The 15,744-nt window shown below is 72.3% G+C and carries 15 protein-coding genes and 1 tRNA gene; 10 read left to right on the top strand and 6 right to left on the bottom strand.

Going from position 1 to position 15,744, the window contains the following annotated elements; genetic code table 11:
* The first annotated feature begins 55 nt into the window (after nucleotides 1–55).
* Nucleotides 56–643 (top strand): YwqJ-related putative deaminase, encoded by a 588-nt coding sequence (locus tag ACIBEA_RS24630; RefSeq protein ID WP_399264328.1) that lies wholly within the window; start codon nucleotides 56–58, stop codon nucleotides 641–643.
* Between the two features lie 10 nt (nucleotides 644–653).
* Nucleotides 654–1,160: an SUKH-3 domain-containing protein gene (locus ACIBEA_RS24625; protein WP_399264326.1), complete on the top strand. Its 507-nt coding sequence runs from the start codon at nucleotides 654–656 to the stop codon at nucleotides 1,158–1,160.
* Nucleotides 1,161–1,166: 6 nt separating this feature from the next.
* Here the strand turns inward: ACIBEA_RS24625 and ACIBEA_RS24620 are convergent, their stop codons facing one another.
* A complete protein-coding gene (locus ACIBEA_RS24620) occupies nucleotides 1,167–1,706 on the bottom strand; it encodes a hypothetical protein (protein ID WP_399264324.1) in 540 nt (179 codons plus the stop codon).
* Complete coding sequence (locus ACIBEA_RS24615; RefSeq protein ID WP_399264322.1) at nucleotides 1,703–3,016, bottom strand: sensor histidine kinase; 1,314 nt, start codon at nucleotides 3,014–3,016, stop codon at nucleotides 1,703–1,705. Before ACIBEA_RS24615 ends, ACIBEA_RS24620 begins: the two co-directional genes overlap by 4 nt.
* Nucleotides 3,017–3,221: 205 nt before the next feature.
* On the opposite strand from ACIBEA_RS24615, the gene ACIBEA_RS24610 reads away from it, so the two are divergent.
* The 5 genes from ACIBEA_RS24610 to pth all read left to right on the top strand — a co-directional run bounded on the left by ACIBEA_RS24610 (nucleotide 3,222) and on the right by pth (nucleotide 7,486).
* A tRNA-Gln gene (locus ACIBEA_RS24610) sits at nucleotides 3,222–3,293 on the top strand.
* Nucleotides 3,294–3,404: 111 nt separating this feature from the next.
* Nucleotides 3,405–4,853, top strand: a complete 1,449-nt coding sequence (glmU, locus tag ACIBEA_RS24605; RefSeq protein WP_399264320.1) for a bifunctional UDP-N-acetylglucosamine diphosphorylase/glucosamine-1-phosphate N-acetyltransferase GlmU — start codon at nucleotides 3,405–3,407, stop codon at nucleotides 4,851–4,853.
* 135 nt (nucleotides 4,854–4,988) lie between these two features.
* Nucleotides 4,989–5,966 carry a ribose-phosphate diphosphokinase gene (locus ACIBEA_RS24600; RefSeq protein ID WP_112451977.1) on the top strand — a complete coding sequence of 326 codons (978 nt, stop codon included), beginning with the start codon at nucleotides 4,989–4,991 and terminating at the stop codon, nucleotides 5,964–5,966.
* 232 nt (nucleotides 5,967–6,198) lie between these two features.
* Entirely contained in the window at nucleotides 6,199–6,771 is a 573-nt protein-coding gene (locus ACIBEA_RS24595) for a 50S ribosomal protein L25/general stress protein Ctc (RefSeq protein WP_399264318.1), read from the top strand.
* Between the two features lie 124 nt (nucleotides 6,772–6,895).
* Nucleotides 6,896–7,486, top strand: a complete 591-nt coding sequence (pth, locus tag ACIBEA_RS24590; protein WP_399264316.1) for an aminoacyl-tRNA hydrolase — start codon at nucleotides 6,896–6,898, stop codon at nucleotides 7,484–7,486.
* A 75-nt stretch (nucleotides 7,487–7,561) separates the two neighbouring features.
* On the opposite strand, the gene ppc is transcribed toward pth, so the two are convergent.
* Nucleotides 7,562–10,324, bottom strand: coding sequence for a phosphoenolpyruvate carboxylase (gene ppc / locus ACIBEA_RS24585; protein WP_399264314.1), 2,763 nt, complete (start codon nucleotides 10,322–10,324; stop codon nucleotides 7,562–7,564).
* 333 nt (nucleotides 10,325–10,657) lie between these two features.
* On the opposite strand from ppc, the gene ACIBEA_RS24580 reads away from it, so the two are divergent.
* Complete coding sequence (locus ACIBEA_RS24580; protein ID WP_399264312.1) at nucleotides 10,658–11,641, top strand: acyl-CoA desaturase; 984 nt, start codon at nucleotides 10,658–10,660, stop codon at nucleotides 11,639–11,641.
* A complete protein-coding gene (locus tag ACIBEA_RS24575) occupies nucleotides 11,641–12,312 on the top strand; it encodes a TetR family transcriptional regulator (protein WP_399264435.1) in 672 nt (223 codons plus the stop codon). The genes ACIBEA_RS24580 and ACIBEA_RS24575 overlap by 1 nt, the downstream gene beginning before the upstream one ends.
* Nucleotides 12,313–12,429: 117 nt before the next feature.
* Here ACIBEA_RS24575 and ACIBEA_RS24570 read toward each other — a convergent pair whose 3' ends face one another.
* A complete protein-coding gene (locus ACIBEA_RS24570; RefSeq protein WP_399264310.1) occupies nucleotides 12,430–12,798 on the bottom strand; it encodes a VOC family protein in 369 nt (122 codons plus the stop codon).
* A gap of 4 nt (nucleotides 12,799–12,802) precedes the next feature.
* Nucleotides 12,803–13,654, bottom strand: a complete 852-nt coding sequence (locus tag ACIBEA_RS24565) for a trans-aconitate 2-methyltransferase (RefSeq protein WP_399264308.1) — start codon at nucleotides 13,652–13,654, stop codon at nucleotides 12,803–12,805.
* Nucleotides 13,655–13,828: 174 nt separating this feature from the next.
* On the opposite strand from ACIBEA_RS24565, the gene ACIBEA_RS24560 reads away from it, so the two are divergent.
* Nucleotides 13,829–14,326 (top strand): MarR family transcriptional regulator, encoded by a 498-nt coding sequence (locus ACIBEA_RS24560; protein WP_330330854.1) that lies wholly within the window; start codon nucleotides 13,829–13,831, stop codon nucleotides 14,324–14,326.
* On the opposite strand, the gene ACIBEA_RS24555 is transcribed toward ACIBEA_RS24560, so the two are convergent.
* On the bottom strand, nucleotides 14,285–15,067 hold the full coding sequence (locus tag ACIBEA_RS24555; protein WP_399264306.1) for a LuxR C-terminal-related transcriptional regulator: 783 nt from the start codon (nucleotides 15,065–15,067) through the stop codon (nucleotides 14,285–14,287). The genes ACIBEA_RS24560 and ACIBEA_RS24555 overlap by 42 nt on opposite strands.
* Nucleotides 15,068–15,744 lie beyond the last annotated feature (677 nt).

Here is a 15,744-nt window from a genome sequence, read left to right as displayed (position 1 = left end):
CGCGACAGCGGCCCGACAGCGGTCGGCGCCGCGGCCACGGGAGGGAAAGCGCCAGATGCGGAACACGATTGCCAGCACACCGGCCCGCGCGGACCGGCAGAACGGCCCGGCGGGGGACGCACCCGACGGCGCCACCGCCCACGCCACCGGCACCGCGGGCGACCCCAGACTGCGGTGGAGCAGCACCGACGGCCCCGCCGTCCCGGTGCTGCGCTTCCGTCGCGACGGCATCCTCCCGACCATCGCCGCCGCCCTCTCCGTGCGCGGCGAGACCCTGACGGGCACCGCGGGCAAGGCCGACCAGCCACCCGTGCTGCACCACCTCGTCCAGGACTTCCTCGACACCCTCACGAGTGGCCAGCGCGAACGTTTCACCGGCCGGTGCCCGGAGGCGATCCTGCTCTCGCGCCACCTCGCGTCCGTCGAGGACGGTCGCAGCCGCCGCGCCTCCCGCAAGCCGCTGACCCCGAACGAGGCCCGCCGCTCGCTCAAGCACGCCAAGATCACCGCCAGCCGCATCCGCGAAGCGGGCGACCCCCTGCACGGCAGCTACGCACCCCCGTGCCGCTCCTGCGACGCGATGCTCGCCCACTTCGGCGTCCGGGCCGTCGACCTCACCGCTCCCGCCCCCGAGAAGGCCTGACCCCACGCCGATGACCGCCTCAGCCTCCTACGACCGCTCCTCGGCGACCCGCTTCCCGCAGGCCGTCGACACCGCGCTGCGCACCGCCGGGTGGCAGCCCGGCCGCTGGGACATCAAACAGGCCGAGTACTGGGCCGACTCCCTGCGCGACCACACCACTCCCGCCGGCCACCGGCACACGGTCTTCCCCGCCGCCGTCGAGGCCTGGGCCGAATTCGGCGGGCTCACCGTCACCGCCCCCGGGCCCGGCCGTCAGATAGCTCCGACGACCGTCCGCGTCGACCCCCTCACCGGGCTGCACCTCGCCCGCACCTTCGCCGACCTGGGCCGCGCCCTGTCCACCCGGCTCTGCCCCCTCGGCACCGAAGCCGACGGGGCCTCGCACCTCGCCGTCGACTCCGAGGGCCGCGTCTACTGCGTCGACCACACCGGCGACTGGTACCTCGGCGCGACCATCGACGAAGCCCTCACCGCCCTCCTCACCGGCCTCCAGCCGACCCGCCTCACGACGGGCTGACCAGACCTAGGGCCCGAGCCCCGGCAGCCGCTCCCCGGCCCGGGGGTAGCGCCCCTCCTCCAACCGGAAGAGGTACGCGCGCAGGTCACCCGCCAGCGCCCCGGCGACGTACGCCCGCGCCTGGGCCACCCCGGCGGCGGCGTCGGCGTTCTGCTCGTCGCTCTCCCGCTCGAATGCGGCGAGCGAAGCGGTGAGGTCCGCCTCGACCCGCCCCCGGTCCGCCCACCAGCCCCGCACCAGCGCGGGCGTCCACCACCGGTCGCCGTCGCACCCGTACCCGCCGGTGATCTCGACGTCGGCGGCCCGGACCAGGTCCCGCACCTCGTGCGGGTTGCGCGGCTGCCGGAAGACGTACTCCTCGAAGTACTTGCCCCCGTACATCACGCTCATGGGCGCCTCGATCCGCCCGGTCCAGCAGTTGTCGTTCGACCGCGTGTAGAACGGCCCCGGCACGTTCAGCGGCACCAGCTCCGCCCAGTGGGCGGCCCCGCTCCCGAACGACCGCCGCTCGTCCGCCGTCAGCTCCGCCACCGGATCCCAGCTCATCGCGCCGCCCCCGTCCCCGCGCCGGCCCCCGTGGCCGTGCCGCCCGACCCGCCCGGCAGCACCGCGGACACCCGGAACCCGCCGCCGTCCAGCGGGCCCGAGACGAAGACCCCGCCCAGCGCGAGCACCCGCTCCCGCATCCCCACCAGCCCGTTCCCGCCGCTGGGCAGCCCCGGCTCGGCGGCCTCGCCGTCGCACGGGCCGTTCTCCACCTGCATGGCCACCTCGCCCGCCCGGTGCGCGAGCCGTACGACGACCCGCGCGCCCGGCGCGTGCTTGTGGCAGTTGGTCAGCGCCTCCTGCACCACCCGGTACGCCGTCTGCTCCACCTCGGCCGCGTACCCCGCGACCGCCCCCGCCGGCTCCCCGTGCACCTCGAAGGCCACCACCATCCCGGCCGCCCGGGACTGCCCGACCAGCGCCTCCAGCTCGCCGAGCGAGGGCCCGTCCTCCGCCGTCCCGGCCGTGGCCACCACGGCCCGGGCCGGCGCCGGCGCGGTCGAGGAGGCCCGGAGCACCCCGAGCATCTCCCGCAGCTCCGTCAACGCCTGGCGCCCCATGTCACCCACCAGCGCGGCGTTGCGCACCGCCTTCGCCGGGTCCTTCACCGCCACCGCCTCCAGGGCCGCCGCGTGCACCACCATCAGCGACACCCGGTGGGCCACCACGTCGTGCATCTCGCGCGCGATCCGGGTGCGCTCCTCCGTACGGGCCCACTCGGCCCGCTCCTCCGCCCGGTCCGCCAGCAGCGACAGCTCCCGCTCCAGCGAGTCCGCCCGCTCCTGGAGGCTCTCCATCAGCCGCCGCCGGGCCCCCAGGTACAGGCCGAACAGCACCGGCGGCACGGTCAGGGCCACCGCCATGAACACCGACAGCACGACGACGAGGAAGCCTTCGCCCTCGACGTCCCCGCGCGTGCGCACGTAGGTGACGACGAAGGTCCCCGCCAGCGACATCGACGCCAGCACGACGGTCACCCGGCGCGGCGCCTCGGAGGCCGCCAGCGTGTACAGGCCCACCACGCCCAGCAGGAACCCCATCGCCGCCGGCGTGATCGCGATCGCGAGCACCACCACGGCCACGGGCCAGCGCCGGCGCGCCACCAGCGCGCCACCGACCAGGACCCCCAACAGCACCCCGAGCACCGGGGGCGTCCCGGTGTCGCGCGCGAAGGCGATCCCCTCGTACCCGCACTCGGCGGCGGACACCACGCCGAGCCCCACGTCCAGCGCGGCCTCCCGTGGCCGCTCCCACCACCACAGCGGCCCGTCCCGCCCGGCGCCGCCCCGCTCTTCCCCCGTCAAGGTCATGCGGCCAGCCTACGCACGGCCCCTCGCGCGCACCCGCGCAAATCCCTTCGGGCCCTCCCCACCGGGTCAGGGGCCCGGGCCCCGGTGCGAACCGGGCTCGAAGTGCTGCCATTTACCGTCGCACGCAGGGCGTCCGGTGCGGCATAGTGGGGGCGGCGCAGATCGGGGCCAAAGCAGGAATGTCCAGGTTTGGGTTGATTAACCATCCCCTGTGGTGTAATTGGCAGCACTGAGGCTTTTGGTGCCTTATGTCCGGGTTCGAGTCCTGGCGGGGGAGCTGCACACGTACGGGTCCTGACCTCCTCGGTCGGGACCCGCGTTCGTTGGGGGCCTCCCACCCCCCGCTATCCTTCGTCGGGTCCAGCACCCGAAGCCGAAGGGCCCATCCGTGAGCGCCAATCGCCCGGCAGCCGTCGTCGTACTCGCAGCGGGGGAAGGCACCCGCATGAAGTCCGCGACCCCCAAGGTTCTGCACGAGATCTGCGGGCGGACCCTCGTCGGTCACGTCGTCGCCGCCTCGCGCGAGCTGGACCCCGCGCACCTCGTCGTGGTCGTCGGCCACGCCCGCGAGCAGGTCACCGCCCACCTCGCCACCGTCGACGCCGCCGTCCGCACCGCCGTCCAGCACGAGCAGAACGGCACCGGGCACGCCGTCCGCATGGGCCTCGAAGAGCTCGGCGGCGAGATCACCGGCACGGTCGTCGTCGTCTGCGGCGACACCCCGCTGCTGACCGGCGAGACCCTGGCCCGGCTGACCGCCACGCACGAGGCCGACGGCAACGCCGTCACCGTGCTGACGGCCGAGGTCCCCGACTCCACCGGCTACGGGCGGATCATCCGCGACGCGGCCACCGGCGCCGTCACCGCCATCGTCGAGCACAAGGACGCCACCGACGCCCAGCGCGCGATCCTGGAGATCAACTCCGGGGTCTTCGCCTTCGACGGGGCGCTGCTCAGCGACGCGCTCGGCAAGGTCCGCACGAACAACAGCCAGGGCGAGGAGTACCTCACCGACGTCCTGGAGATCCTGCGCACGGGCGGGCACCGCGTCGGCGCCGCCGTCGGCCCGGACCACCGCGAGATCCTCGGGATCAACAACCGGGTCCAGCTGGCCGAGGCCCGCGCCCTGCTCAACGCGCGCCTGCTGGAGCGGGCCATGCTCGCGGGCGTGACGGTGATCGACCCGACCTCCACCTTCGTCGACGTGACCGTGACCTTCGGTCAGGACGCGATCGTGCACCCGGGGACCCAGCTGCTCGGCGCCACGCACCTCGCGGAGCGCGCCGAGGTCGGCCCGAACACCCGCCTGAAGGACACCACGGTGGGCGCGGGCGCCCGCGTGGACAACACGGTGGCGGACACGGCCGTGATCGGGGCCGCCGCCTCGGTGGGGCCGTTCGCGTACCTGCGTCCGGGCACGAACCTCGGGTTCAAGTCCAAGGCCGGCACGTACGTCGAGATGAAGAACGCCACGATCGGCGAGGGCACCAAGGTGCCGCACCTCTCCTACGTCGGCGACGCGACCATCGGCGAGTACACGAACATCGGCGCCGCGAGCGTCTTCGTGAACTACGACGGCGAACACAAGCACCACACGGTCGTCGGCTCACACTGCAAGACGGGCTCCGACAACATGTTTGTGGCTCCCGTCACCATCGGGGACGGCGCCTACACGGCGGCCGGATCGGTGATCACGAAGGACGTTCCGCCCGGCGCACTGGCCGTGGCCCGTGGCCAGCAGCGGAATATCGAGGGCTGGGTGGCCCGCAAGCGTCCGGGAAGCGCCGCGGCTCAGGCGGCACAGTCGGGGGCCCAGGAGGGCTCCGACAAGGCCTGAGGGTGAACTGACCGGAAACAGGTGCGCCCGTGACGGCGTACCGTGATAGGTGCACGCAATTCGGCTGGCTCACCGTGTGCGGGACGGACGCACATGGGGGCGAGCAGCTTTCAACACGTCTGAGGAGACTGTGCTGTGACCGGGATCAAGACGACCGGCGAGAAGAAGCTGATGCTCTTCTCCGGCCGCGCCCACCCCGAGCTGGCCGAGGAGGTCGCGCACCAGCTCGGTGTCGGCCTCGTGCCGACCAAGGCTTTCGACTTCGCGAACGGCGAGATCTACGTCCGCTTCCAGGAGTCGGCTCGTGGCGCGGACTGCTTCCTGATCCAGAGCCACACGGCTCCGATCAACAAGTGGATCATGGAGCAGCTGATCATGATCGACGCGCTGAAGCGCGCGTCGGCCCGCTCGATCACCGTGATCGTGCCGTCCTACGGCTACGCCCGCCAGGACAAGAAGCACAAGGGCCGCGAGCCGATCTCGGCCCGTCTGGTCGCGGACCTGCTGAAGACCGCGGGCGCCGACCGCATCCTCACGGTCGACCTGCACACCGACCAGATCCAGGGCTTCTTCGACGGCCCGGTCGACCACCTCTCCGCCCTGTCGGTCCTCGCGGACTACGTCGGCGCCAAGGTGGACCGTTCCAAGCTGACGATCGTCTCGCCGGACGCCGGCCGTGTGCGCGTCGCCGACCGCTGGTGCGACCGCCTCGACGCGCCGCTGGCGATCGTGCACAAGCGCCGCGACAAGGACGTCGCCAACCAGGTGACCGTCCACGAGGTCGTCGGTGAGGTCAAGGGTCGCGTCTGCGTCCTGGTCGACGACATGATCGACACCGGTGGCACCATCTGCGCCGCCGCCGACGCGCTCTTCGCGCACGGCGCGGAGGACGTCATCGTGACGGCCACGCACGGCATCCTGTCGGGCCCGGCCGCGGACCGTCTGAAGAACTCGAAGGTCAGCGAGTTCGTCTTCACGAACACGCTGCCGGACCCCTCGGACCTGGAGCTGGACAAGATCACGGTGCTGTCCATCGCCCCGATGATCGCCCGCGCCGTGCGCGAGGTCTTCGAGGACGGCTCGGTCACCAGCCTGTTCGAAGAGCAGCAGTAAGCAGCAGCAGGAAGCAGCAAGGCGGCAGCGGTGAGCGGCAACAGTCGCCGTAGCTGATCCTTTTGGGTCACGGCCTCCCCGCCGGGTACACTCTTCGAGTTGCTCGGCGAGGGAGGCCGTACCTGTTTCCGAACGGGTTCCGGTGCTCCGTTATCGACGCGCTCTTCGTAGCAGGCCGTGTTTCGGCCGGGTGACGTTCGAGTCCAATTCCGTCATCCCACGAGGAGTGAACATGGCTGAGATCAAGCTTTCCGCCAAGACCCGTACCGACTTCGGCAAGGGCGCTTCCCGCCAGGCCCGTCGCGACGGCTTCGTCCCCGGTGTCATCTACGGCCACGGCACCGAGCCGAAGCACGTCGACGTCGAGGCCCACAGCCTCCAGCTGGCGCTGCGCACCGCGAACGTCCTGCTCTCCCTGGACATCGCCGACGGCGGCTCCGAGCTGGTCATCCCGAAGGCCGTGCAGAAGCACCCGCTGAAGCGCTCGATCTCCCACGTCGACTACCTGATCGTCAAGAAGGGCGAGAAGGTCACCGTCGACGTCGCGATCGTGACCGAGGGCGACCTGGCCGCCGGTGGCAACATGCTGGAGACCCTCCAGAACACCATCTCCGTCGAGGCCGAGGCCACCCACATCCCGACCGAGGTCACCGTCTCCATCGCGGGCCTCGAGGCCGGCGCCACCATCCACGCCAAGGACCTCGTCCTGCCGGCCGGCACCACGCTGGCCGTCGACGGTGACATCGCCGTCCTGCAGGTCGTCGCCCCGCAGGCCGAGGAGCCGGCCGCCGGCGCCGAGGCCTGAGCCTCACCGCTCGTCAGTTGCTGACCGACCGCCGTCCGGCTCCACTGGAGCGGGACGGCGGTCGTTTCGTTGCAGGACCCGACAGGACCCTGCAGGACGCTTCAGGACCTCGAAGGAGCTTTTGATGTCGCAGGACACGGCGCCCTGGCTGATCGTGGGTCTGGGCAACCCGGGCGCCGAGTACGCGGGCAACCGGCACAACATCGGGTTCATGGTGGTCGACCTGCTCGCGGAGCGGATGCGCGGGAAGTTCAAGGCGCACAAGGCACGGGCGCAGGTCGTGGAGGGCCGGATGGGCCCGCCCGGGCCGCTGAACCGGCGCGTGGTGCTGGCGAAGCCGATGTCGTTCATGAACCTGTCGGGCGGGCCGGTGACGGCGCTGCGCGACTTCTACAAGGTGCCGCTGGACCGGATCGTGGCGGTCCACGACGAGCTGGACATCGACTACCCGACGCTGCGGCTCAAGCTGGGCGGCGGGGACAACGGGCACAACGGCCTGAAGTCGATGACGAAGTCGATGGGCCCGGACTACCACCGGGTGCGCTGCGGCATCGGTCGTCCGCCGGGCCGGATGCAGGTGGCCGACTTCGTGCTGAAGGACTTCTCCTCCACCGAGCGCAAGGAGCTGGACTGGTTCGTGGACCGGTCGGCGGACGCGGTGGAGTGCCTGCTCCAGGAGGGCCTGGAGCGGGCGCAGTCGACGTACAACTCCTGACACACGGACGCGTACGGGCAGAGCCCCCCGCCGGACCGGGTCCGGCGGGGGGCTCTGTCGTGCGTACGGGCGTGCTCAGCCGGTGTTGCGCAGGCCGGCGGCGACGCCGTTGACCGTGAGCAGCAGGGCCCGGGCGAGCAGCGGGTCGGCTTCCTCGCCGCGCTCGGCCGCCGCGCGCTGGCGGGCCAGCAGCGAGACCTGGAGGTAGGAGATCGGGTCCAGGTAGGCGTCGCGGACCTCGAAGGTCTGCTGGAGCACCGGCTGGGAGGCGAGCAACGTGTCGCCGCCGGTGACCCGCAGGACCTCGCGGACGGTCAGCTCGTGCTCGGCCTCGATGCGGGCGAAGACGTGCTTGAGGTGCTCGGGGACGAGCGTGTCGACGTAGTGGCGGGCGATCCGCAGGTCCGTCTTGGCCAGCGTCATCTCGACGTTGGAGAGGAAGTTGCGGAAGAAGTGCCACTTCTGGCCCATCTCCGCGAGCACGTCGTCCTGGCCGGCCTCGCGCAGCGCCTTGAGGCCGGAGCCGACGCCGTACCAGCCGGGGACGATCTGGCGGGACTGGGTCCAGCCGAAGACCCACGGAATGGCGCGCAGCCCGTCCAGGCCCGCTCCGGAGTCGGGGCGGCGCGAGGGCCGGGAGCCGAGGTGGAGGTCGGCGAGCTGGTCGACGGGGGTGGCCGCGAAGAAGTACGACGGCAGGTCGGGGTCCTCGACCAGGGCGCGGTAGGCGCCGTGGGCGGCGTCGGAGACCGTGTCCATGGCCGCGTCCCAGCGGGCGAGGGCCTCGTCGGACTGGCGGGGCGCGGTGTGCAGGGCGGAGGCCTGCAGGGTCGCGGCGACGGTCAGTTCGAGGTTCTCGCGGGCCAGGGAGGGGACGAGGTACTTGTCGGAGATGACCTCGCCCTGCTCGGTCACCTTGATCTCGCCCTCCAGCGTGCCCCAGGGCTGGGCCAGGATCGCGTCGTGCGAGGGGCCGCCGCCGCGGCCGACGGTGCCGCCGCGGCCGTGGAAGAGGCGCAGCCGGACGCCGTAGCGGTGGGCGACGTCGCGCAGTCGGCGCTGGGCGCGGTGGATCTCCCACTGGCTGGTGGTGATGCCGCCGAACTTGGAGGAGTCGGAGTAGCCGAGCATGACCTCCTGGACCTCGCCGCGCAGCGAGACGAGCCGCCGGTAGGAGGGGTCGGCGAGCATCTCGTCGAGGATGACGTCGGCGGCGCGCAGCTCGTCGGTGGTCTCCAGCAGCGGGACGATGCCGATCTTGGCCCAGCCCGCGTGCAGGTCGATGAGGCCGGCTTCGCGGGCCAGGACGGCCGCGGCGAAGACGTCGTCGGCGCCCTGGCACATCGAGATGATGTAGGACTCGATGACCTCGGGGCCGAACTTCTCGAAGGCGTCCTTGATGGCGCCGAAGACCCCGAGGGTCTTGTGGCCGGCGGCGTCCAGGGGCGCCGGGGTGGGCGCCAGCGGGCGCCGCGAGCGGAGCTCCTTGGCGAGGAGCTTCTGCCGGTAGTCGCGGGGCATGTCCGCGTAGCGCCACGACTCCTCGCCGAGGCGGTCGAAGAGCTGACCGAGGGCGTGGTGGTGGGCGTCGGCGTGCTCGCGCACGTCCATGGTGGCCAGCTGGAGGCCGAAGGCGGCCAGCGTGCGGATCGTGCGGTCCATGCGGCCGTCGGCGAAGAGCGCCCCGCGGTGCTGGCGCAGCGAGGTCTGGATCAGCGTGAGGTCGGTGAGCAGCTCGGCGGTGCCGAGGTAGTCGCGACCGTCCTCGTGCGCGGTGCCCTTGGCGAGGCGCTCGCGGGTGTTGACCAGCTTCTGCCGGATGCAGGTGGCCTTGAGCCGGTAGGGCTCCTCGGCGTTGAGGCGCTTGTAGCGGGGGCTGATCTCCGGCAGGCGTTCGAGGTCGGCCTGGAGGGAGGTCAGCAGCTCCTCGGTGGCTCCGGTGTAGCGGATGGAGTTGGAGAGGAGACCGCGCAGGAAGTCGACCAGTTCGAGGGCGTCGGTGATGCCGTGCTCGTGCTGGAGGATCAGGACGTCCCGGGTGACCTCGGGGGTGACGTTCGGGTTGCCGTCGCGGTCACCGCCGATCCAGGTGCCGAAGGTGAGCGGCCGGGTGCCCGGGGGGAGCTCGACGCCGACGCGGTCGAGTTCGGCGGCGAGGTCCTCCAGGACGTCACCGACGGCTCCGGCGTGGAGTTCGTCGAGGTAGTAGATCGCGTTGCGGGCTTCGTCGGCGGGCTCGGGGCGCACCACGCGCAGCTCGTCGGTCTGCCAGACGAGGTCGATGTTCTCGGCGAGGCGCAGGTCGTGGCGGCGCCGGTCACCGGCGCCGGTGACGGGCTCCTCCAGCAGGGCGGCGATGCGGCGCAGCTTGTTGAGGACGCTGCGGCGCGCGGCTTCGGTGGGGTGCGCGGTGAAGACGGGGCGCACGTTGAGGTTCTTGACCGTCTCGCGCAGGTGCTCGGGGTCGGCGTCCTTGAGCATGTCCGCGGTACGGGCCAGGAGGCTGCCCTCGGCGGCGCGGTGCGCGCGCAGTTCCTTGCCGCGGTGCACCTGCTCGGTGACGTTGGCGAGGTGGAAGTAGGTGGAGAAGGCGCGCACCAGCTTGGCGGCGGTCTCCAGGTCGATGTCGCCGAGGAGGGAGGCGGCGGCTTCGCCGTCCGTGCGGGTGAGGGCACGGACGCGTTCGACCAGGTCGAGGAGGTCCTGGCCCTCCTGGCGTACGAGGGTTTCGCCGAGGAGGTCGCCGAGGCGGCGGATGTCCGCGCGCAGCTCCGCGTTGGCCATCTCTGCTGTTGTAACCGTGGCCGGGGTGACGGGGGCCTGGTCAGCACTGCTCACAGGTGCGGCTCCTTGCAGTGTTTCGAGCGCTACTGGGGCGTGGGCCGCCGGGGTGCGCACGGCGGCGTGTGCCCGGACGGCAGTCCGGGGTACCCCTGCCTGTCGCGCAGCTCGGCTGCCCGTGCGGACCGCGCTGTCCGACGACACCAGGATAGGTGTCCGGGCCAGGTGTCCGGCGCGCCGCTCGACTCCGTCTCGCGATCCGGTCCCGCCGCGGGGGGCCGCTGGGGCGCCGCTCTTGCCGCGGGGCGGAGCTTTGCCATACTTACGTTGCCGTAGGTTACGGGTCCGTAGCCGGGCTCCTGCCGACTCCTTCACCCCCCAGGGGACCCCATGACCGTAAGCCCCGATCTGATCGAGGACGCCTCGGCGGACTCCGGATCACCCCGTCCTTCCGCCACGCTCGGCGGCGAGAGCAAGAGGTCCGTCGAACAGATCGCGCTGCTGCTCTTCATCGCCGTGCCGTTCCTGGCGGTGCTGGCGGCGATCCCGCTGGCCTTCGCCTGGGGCGGGGTGAGCTGGCTGGACCTGGGCCTGATGGTGTTCATGTACTTCCTGGCCTGCCACGGGATCACCATCGGTTTCCACCGCTACTTCACGCACGGTTCCTTCAAGGCGAAGCGGCCGCTGCGGATCGCGCTGGCCGTCATGGGTTCGATGGCGGTGGAGGGGCCGCTGGTGCGCTGGGTGGCCGACCACCGCAAGCACCACAAGTACTCCGACCACGAGGGCGACCCGCACTCGCCGTGGCGCTTCGGCGAGACGCTCCCGGCCCTGATGAAGGGCCTGTGGTGGGCGCACATCGGCTGGCTCTTCGACGAGGAGCAGACCAACCAGGAGAAGTACGCCCCGGACCTGATCAAGGACCCGGCGATCCGGCGGATCTCGCGCGACTTCATCTACTGGACGATGCTCTCGCTGGCGATCCCGCCGCTGGTGGGCGGTCTGGTCACGATGTCCTGGTGGGGCGCCTTCACCGCGTTCTTCTGGGGCTCGCTGGTCCGGGTGGCGCTGCTGCACCACGTGACGTGGTCCATCAACTCGATCTGCCACGCGGTGGGCAAGCGCCCCTTCAAGTCCCGCGACCGCTCGGGCAACGTCTGGTGGCTGGCCGTCCTGTCCTGCGGCGAGTCCTGGCACAACCTGCACCACGCCGACCCGACGTCGGCGCGCCACGGCGTGTTGCGCGGGCAGGTCGACTCCAGCGCCCGGCTGATCCGTTGGTTCGAGCTGGCCGGCTGGGCGAGCGACGTCCGCTGGCCGTCGGCGTCGCGCATCGATGGCCGGCGCAAGGAAAAGGCGTCGAGCGCGGCATGATGGGTGACGTGGCGATCGACGGCGGTACCCCCAGCAGCGACAAACCCCGGCGTAGCCGTCGGGTCCGGATGACGGGCGCCGAGCGGCGTCAGCAGCTGCTGGAGATCGGTCGCACGCTGTTCGCGGAGAAGGGCTTCGAAGGCACGTCGGTGGAGGAGATCGCGGCCAAGGCCGGGGTGTCCAAGCCGGTGGTCTACGAGCACTTCGGCGGCAAGGAGGGCCTGTACGCGGTCGTCGTGGACCGCGAGATGCGCCAGCTGCTGGACGGGGTGACGGGCGCGCTGACGGCCGGGCACCCGCGGGAGCTGCTGGAGCAGGCCGCCTTCGCGCTGCTGGACTACATCGAGTCGTACACGGACGGCTTCCGGATCCTGGTCCGCGATTCGCCGGTGGCCCAGTCGACGGGCACCTTCGCCTCGCTGATCAGCGACATCGCGACGCAGGTCGAGGACATCCTGGGCCTGGAGTTCAAGGCGCGCGGCTTCGATCCCAAGCTGGCGCCGCTGTACGCGCAGGCGCTGGTCGGGATGGTCGCGCTGACCGGGCAGTGGTGGCTGGACGTCCGCAAGCCGAAGAAGGCGGAGGTCGCGGCGCACCTGGTGAACCTGGCCTGGCACGGCCTGGACAAGCTGGAGTCGAAGCCGCGCCTGGTGGGCCACCGCAAGAGCTGACCACGCACGACGCACGCGGAGCGGCGCCCCGCCACCGGGATCACCGGTGGCCGGGCGCCGCTCTGCGTGTCGTGGGGGCCGTACGGGCGTCCGCGCGGGCCCGGGGGCCCGGGGCGGTCAGTGCGCCGGGTCGGGCTCCAGGAACTCCAGCCGGTTGCCGACGGGGTCCTCGGAGTAGAAGCGCCGGTGCCCGGGCAGGTCGTCGTCCCAGACGACGGTGGCGCCGCGGGCGGCGAGCCGCTCCGCGTAGGCCGCTATGCCGGTGACGCGCAGTCCCGGATGGGCCTTGCGGGCCGGGCGGAAGTCCTCCTCGACGCCCAGGTGGAGCTGGACTGGGCCGGCTGCGAACCAGCAGCCGCCGCGCGCCGCGAGGACGGGCGGCTTGGGGATCTCGGTCATGCCGAGCACCCTCCCGTAGTACGCGCGCAGCGCGTCCTCGGAGCCGGGCGGTGCGGCGAGCTGGACGTGGTCGACGGCGCTGAGCACGGGGTCAGTTCTCCTTGCGGGCGATGGCGAAGATGCGGCGGAACGGGAAGACGGTGCCGCGCGGACCGGCCGGGTAGGCCGCGCGCAGCAGGTCGCGGTAGGCGGCGAGGAACTCCTCCACGGCCACCCGGTCGTCGCCCAGCGCGGTCAGGACGGGCCGCAGCGCGGTCCCCTTGACCCAGTCGAGGACCGGGTCGGGGCCGGTGAGGAGCTGGTAGTACGTGGTCTCCCAGACGTCGACGGCGCAGCCGAGCCCGGTGAAGCGCTCCAGGTACTCGGCGGGTTCGAGGACGTGGCTGTGGCCGGCGCCGAGTCCGGAGAGCCGGGAGCGCCAGCGCGGGGTGTCGCACAGGGCGTGCAGCAGGGCGTGGCTGGGCGCGGTGAAGTTGCCGGGGACCTGGAAGGCGAAGGTGCCGCCGGGGCGCAGTCCGTTGATCCAGGCGGCGAGTGAGCCGGGGTGGCCGGGCACCCATTGCAGGGCGGCGTTGGAGACGATCAGGTCGTACGCCTGTTCGGGGAGCCAGTCCGTCAGGTCGGCGGGGGCGAAGTCGAGGGAGCCGCCGCCGGTGGTGGGGCCCGCGTACTCCTCGGTGGCGCGCCGGAGCATCTCCGGGGAGAGGTCGAAGCCGGTGATCGCGGCGTCGGGCCAGCGATCGGCGAGCAGGGCGGTGACATTGCCGGGGCCGCAGCCGAGGTCGGCGATGCGGGCGGGGCGGCCGGGAGCGGTGGGGAGCGCCTGGATGCGGCCGAGCAGGTCCAGGAAGGGGCGGGCGCGGTGGTCCGCGTGGCGCAGGTACTGCTGCGGATCCCACGTCGGGGCGGGTGCGGCGCCCTTGGCCGCGGTGTCGGAATGCATGTTCGAGCCTCCCTGCGGATGGTGCGGGTGGAAGCATCTGGGTTCCGGCCGCTCCCTTCCCCATGGTCACTCCGAATATATCTTGATGTCAAGACACTTCACGCCGAGAAACTCTTCATCAAGAGACTTAATGTCAAGAGACTTCACGTCGACATACCCCTTACACTGATCGGCATGGAGGACGAGGTCGACCGATTGGTCGCGGCATGGCGGCGCGAACGCCCTGACCTCGACGTGGAACCGCTCGAAGTGCTCAGCCGCGTGAGCCGGCTCGCGCGCCATCTGGACCGGGCCCGCAGGCTCGCCTTCGCCGAGCACAGCCTGGAGCCGTGGGAGTTCGACGTCCTGACGTCGCTGCGCCGGGCCGGCGCGCCCTACCAGCTCTCCCCCGGGCAGCTGCTGACGCAGACCCTGGTCACCTCGGGCACCATGACCAACCGGATCGACCGGCTCGCGAAGAAGGGTCTGGTCGAGCGACTGCCCGACCCCAACGACCGACGCGGAGTCCTGGTCCGGCTGACCCCCGAAGGGCGCGACCGCGCCGACCAGGCACTCGCCGGGCTGCTCGCCCAGGAGCGGGCGATCCTGGCCCAGCTGTCCCGGTCCGAGCGCGGCGACCTGGCCTCGCTGCTACGCCAGTTGACCGCTCCGTTCGACAACATCCCCGGCTAGGTCCGCGGGACGCACGCCCGCGCGCCGGGCCAGTGCCACGGCCGCCAGGGTGGAGTGCACCCCGAGCTTGCCCAGCACGTTCTGCATGTGGGTGCGCACCGTGTGCGGGGACAGGAACAGCCGCGCCGCGACGTCCTTGCGGCCCAGGCCCGCCACCATGCAGCGCAGCACCTCGTGTTCGCGCGGGGTCAAGGACTCCACCAGGCGTTCGCTGTCGGTGCGGTGCTTACGGGCCTGGGTCAACTCCCGCAGCACGCCGGTGAGCAGGGCGGGCGGCAGGTGGGTCTCCTCGCGCAGGACGCCCCGGACCACGGCGAGCAGCCGCGACAGCGAGCAGTCCTTCGCCACCCAGCCGGACGCCCCGGCCTGCAGGGCGTGGGCGGCCCGGCGCGGTTCGTCGCGCTCGGCGAGGACGACCGTACGGACCCCCGGATGCGCCGTGCGCACGGCCGCGACCAGCGCGAGCCCGTCGCCCGGCGGCGCACCGGAGCCGTGCTCCCGCTGCGCGGGGAACGCCCCGGCGGCGCCGGCCGGGCCGCCGGCGGCCCCACTGAGATCGGCGTCGACGAGCAACACGTCGAAGCGGCGCCCCTCGCTGACGCCCCGTTCGAGGCAGCGCAGCGCGGCGGGGCCGCTGCCGGCCGCGGACACGTCCACGTCCGGCTCGGCCGCGAGCGCGGCGGCGAGCGACTCGGCGAAGATGCGGTGATCGTCCACCACGAGAACCCGGATACGAACCACAGAACCCCCAAGGGTCGGGGAACGGACAACTGCGGGTACGGCGCCCGGACCGGGTGATCCGCAGCTGCCGCGGCCGCCGCCGTGACACCTCTGCACTACCCCGGAGCGGACGTCGTACCCGACTCGTCTCGACCCCTGAATCAACACCGGCCCCCACCGGCGTCACGCATCAGCGTAGGGCCGGGGGCCGCTCGTGGTTGGCCGAATAGCAGAAGTTTTTCGAGGCATTTTCCGGTGCGGCGGGCTGTGAGGAGCCTGTGCGTGGCTTGATATCGCCCGCCGCTCCGGGCCGGAATCCCGTTTCCGCTTCTGCCCTTGCCACGGGCAGGTGCACGGGGGCATTTCACGCAGCGCGCGCACGCCGGGCGCCCGCGCACAGCGCCCCACCCCGGCGCACGGCCCCTCCTCCCGCGCCCCCGGTCCGCGCGGACCATCCCGGTCCGGGGCCGGGCCCACTCCAGCCCCGCCGGAGCCAAAGTCAGCCTCGCCGGCGTTTGAGGCGCGGGTCCGGGCGGAGCCCATCCCAGCCCCGCCGGAGCCATAGTCAGCCTCGCCGGGGGGTGTGGGGCGGGGGGTGGGGGGGGGGCCCCCCCGGCCCCCCGGGGGGCCCCCCCCCGGGGGGGGGGCCGCGCGGGGGGGGCCCCCCCCCGCGCCCGGGGGGGCCGCCGGGGGCGGGG

The sequence above is a fragment of the Streptomyces sp. NPDC051555 genome (assembly GCF_044454405.1).
GTDB lineage: Bacteria > Actinomycetota > Actinomycetes > Streptomycetales > Streptomycetaceae > Streptomyces.
This window is presented reverse-complemented; position numbering and strand designations above follow the sequence as displayed.

What these genes read in the sequence shown, in the direction of transcription:
- ACIBEA_RS24630 (WP_399264328.1), top strand. Translation starts at nt 56, where the DNA reads ATGCGGAACACGATTGCCAGCACACCGGCCCGCGCGGACCGGCAGAAC.
- ACIBEA_RS24625 (WP_399264326.1), top strand. Translation starts at nt 654, where the DNA reads ATGACCGCCTCAGCCTCCTACGACCGCTCCTCGGCGACCCGCTTCCCG.
- ACIBEA_RS24620 (WP_399264324.1), bottom strand. Translation starts at nt 1,706, where the DNA reads ATGAGCTGGGATCCGGTGGCGGAGCTGACGGCGGACGAGCGGCGGTCG.
- ACIBEA_RS24615 (WP_399264322.1), bottom strand. Translation starts at nt 3,016, where the DNA reads ATGACCTTGACGGGGGAAGAGCGGGGCGGCGCCGGGCGGGACGGGCCG.
- ACIBEA_RS24595 (WP_399264318.1), top strand. Translation starts at nt 6,199, where the DNA reads ATGGCTGAGATCAAGCTTTCCGCCAAGACCCGTACCGACTTCGGCAAG.
- pth (WP_399264316.1), top strand. Translation starts at nt 6,896, where the DNA reads ATGTCGCAGGACACGGCGCCCTGGCTGATCGTGGGTCTGGGCAACCCG.
- ACIBEA_RS24580 (WP_399264312.1), top strand. Translation starts at nt 10,658, where the DNA reads ATGACCGTAAGCCCCGATCTGATCGAGGACGCCTCGGCGGACTCCGGA.
- ACIBEA_RS24575 (WP_399264435.1), top strand. Translation starts at nt 11,641, where the DNA reads ATGGGTGACGTGGCGATCGACGGCGGTACCCCCAGCAGCGACAAACCC.
- ACIBEA_RS24565 (WP_399264308.1), bottom strand. Translation starts at nt 13,654, where the DNA reads ATGCATTCCGACACCGCGGCCAAGGGCGCCGCACCCGCCCCGACGTGG.
- ACIBEA_RS24560 (WP_330330854.1), top strand. Translation starts at nt 13,829, where the DNA reads ATGGAGGACGAGGTCGACCGATTGGTCGCGGCATGGCGGCGCGAACGC.